Consider the following 3,091-nt stretch of genomic DNA (forward strand, 5'->3'; position numbering starts at 1 on the left):
GGACCATTCGGCGCCGTCAGACCATTCGACGCACCGTCCTGATTCACCGCAGAACCCCGCACCACCGCCAACACCCGATGCCCATTACGCCGGGCCACCGACAACCGCTCCAACACCAGGATCCCGATTCCCTCGCCCCAGCCGGTGCCGTCGGCCGAAGCGGCGAAGGCCTTGCAGCGGCCGTCGAGGGCGAGCCCCCGCTGCCGGGAGAAGACCTCGAACAGGCGGGTCGTCGGCATGATGGTCACGCCGCCGGCGAGGGCCAGGTCGCACTCGCCGGACCGCAGGGCCCCGGCCGCCAGGTGGATGGCGACCAGGGACGACGAGCACGCCGTACTGATCGTGATCGCGGGGCCCTCCAGGCCCAGCGTGTACGACACGCGCCCGGACATCACGCTTGCGGAGGCGCCGGTGGCCAGGTAGCTCTGGGACCGGTCGTCGGCACGCAGCAGAAGCGTGCCGTAGTCCTGGCCATTGGAGCCGACGAAGACGCCGGCGCGGCTGCCGTGCAGGGACTTCGGATCGATCCGGGACCGCTCGATCGCCTCCCACGAACACTCCAGCAGCAACCGCTGCTGCGGATCCATCGCCAACGCCTCACGCGGCGAGATACCGAAGAAGCCCGCATCGAACTCCCCCGCCCCCTCCAGGAAACCGCCCTCACGGACATACGACCTCCCGGGAGCATCCGGGTCGGGATCGTACAACCGCTCCACGTCCCAGCCCCGGTCCTGCGGGAACCCCGAGACGGCATCCACGCCCTCCTCCAACAGCGCCCAGAACTCCTCCGGACTCCCCACCCCACCAGGCAGACGACAGCTCATCCCCACGATCGCGATCGGCTCGCGCTCGCTCTCTTCCAACTCACGCACCCGCTGCTGCGCCTCCTGGAGGTTCGCGGCGGTCTGCTTCAGGTAGTCGAGGAGTTCTTCGTCGCTGGGCATGTGGTGGTCAGCTCCCGGTGCGTCAGGCGAGATGGAGGGTCGTCGTGGGTGGTCAACTGGTCAGCGGGAGATTCCGAGTTCGTTGGTGAGGAAGTCGAGTACTTCGGTGCGGGAGGCGGACGCCAGGTCGCGCGAGGATCCCGCCCTAGGCGCGTAGGAGGACTGCAGCTCCTTGAGTCGGTGCCCGATGCGGGTGCGCTCGTCCGCGTTCAGCTCGGCGGACGCGAGCCTTGTGGCAAGCGCGTCGAGTTCGGCGAGCAGGGTCTCCGCGGTATCGGCCCCGGGCTCGTCGTCGACGGCCAGTTGCCCGTGCAGGTGGTCGGCGAGGGCCGCCAGGGTGGGGTGGTCGTAGACGAGGGTGGCGGGCAGCTTGAGTCCGATGCGTACGGCTAGCAGGTTGCGCAGTTCCACGGCGGTGAGCGAATCGAAGCCGATGGCGTGGAAGGAGCTGTCCGGACCGATCGTCGCTCGTGACGCGTGACCCAGCACGCCGGTGACCAACTCCTGCACGAGGTCCAGCAGGGCCCGACGGCGATCGGGTTCGGGCAGGGAGGCCAGGGCGCTCGCCAGGTCGCCGTCCCGGCCGTCCTGGCGCAGCTCGGCGAGGGCGCGCACCTCGGGCAGGTCGGCGATGAGCCGGCTGGGGCGCGTCGCGGTGAAGTCGGCGGCGAACCGTTGCCAGTCGATGTCCGCCACCACCTGGGTGGCCACCTGCTCGGCCATGACCTGCCGCAGGGCGGCGATGGCCCGGCCGGGGTTCATGAGCGGCAGGCCGTAGCGGTGCGTGCGGTGGGCGACGGCGGCGTCGGCCACCATGCCTTCGCCCTGCCAGGCGCCCCAGACCACGGAGGTGGCGGGCAGGTTGTCGGCATGGCGCCGTTCGGCCAGGGCGTCGAGGTAGGCGTTGGCGGCGGCGTAGTTGCCCTGCCCCTTGGTGCCGACGGTTCCGGCCAGCGAGGAGAAGAGCACCAGGTGGGCGTCCCTGGCCGCCTCGTGGAGATGCAGCGCCCCCTGAGCCTTGGCCTCCAGTGCGGCGGCGAGGCGCTCCGGGGTCAGGACGTCGATCAGGCAGTCGTCCAGGACGCCCGCCGCGTGGATCACCGTGCTCAGTGGCCGCTCGGCGGGCACAGCTGCGACCAGGCGTCGTACCGCCTCGGCGTTGGTGACGTCGCAGGTCTCGATGGACACGGGGACCCCGGAGGCACCCAGTTCGGACAGCAGCTCGGCGGCGCCGGGTGCGTCCGGGCCGCGCCGGCTGACCAGCAACAGATGCTGGATGTCCTGGGTGACCAGCCACCGCGCCACGTTGGCTCCGACGCCGCCGGTGCCGCCGGTCACCAGCACGGTCCCGCTCGGCTGCCAGTCCTCGGCGGCGGCCAGCGCTGTGGAGCGCACCAGGCGGCGGACGGAGACACCGCCAGCCCGGACGGCCAGCTGGTCCTCGGCGTCCGGAGCGGTGAGGGCTCGGGCGACCAGGTCGCGCATCCGTTCGTCGGCTTCTGCGGGCAGGTCGACCAGACCGCCCCACAGCTGGGGCTTCTCCAGTGCGGCGACCCGGCCCAGTCCCCATACGGCGGCCTGCGCGGGGTCGGCGGGTGCGTCGGACCGGTTGACGGAGACGGCCTGCCGGGTGGCGATCCACAGCGGGCCGATGCCGAGTTCGTCGCAGACCTGCACGGTCTGCGACGCGGCGACCAGCCCGGCCGGCACCACCCGCGCAGCGGGATGCGGGCGTTCGTCGAGAGCCAGCAGGCTGAGCACGCCGTCGATCTGCCCATCGCCGACAGCCTCCCGCACGGCCTCGGCCATCACGGCCCGCTCCGCCGTGACCACGATCCGCGCCCCGACGACCTCGCGTGCCCGCTCGGCCAGCATCTTCTCGGCGGCCTCGGCCCAGGGCACCGGCTCGTCCGACTCGGGCACCAGCAGCAGCCAGCGGCCCGAGAGCCGGGCGCCGGGCTCCCTCGCGTCAAGGCGCCGCCAGTCGACGCGGTACCGCCAGCCGTCGTCCTGCGCCGACGAAGAAGCGGTGAACAGGGGAGGTACGTCGAGCCAGTAGTGCTGGTGTTGGAAGGGGTAGGTGGGCAGGTCGACGGTACGGGCCGGTGGGAACAGGGCGGCCCAGTGGACCGGGTGGCCGTGGACGT

2 protein-coding genes are annotated in these 3,091 nt (G+C 71.8%); both read right to left on the reverse strand.

The window, feature by feature from the left end; all coding sequences use genetic code 11:
• The coding region (locus ACZ4V6_RS36455) for a beta-ketoacyl synthase N-terminal-like domain-containing protein (RefSeq protein WP_467835558.1) at window positions 1-944 on the reverse strand (944 nt) is incomplete at its 3' end.
• Between the two features lie 60 nt (window positions 945-1,004).
• Window positions 1,005-3,091 (reverse strand): beta-ketoacyl reductase (locus tag ACZ4V6_RS36460; protein ID WP_467835561.1); only part of this gene is annotated, 2,087 nt, incomplete at its 5' end.

This window comes from Streptomyces sp. NPDC029152 (assembly GCF_055564355.1).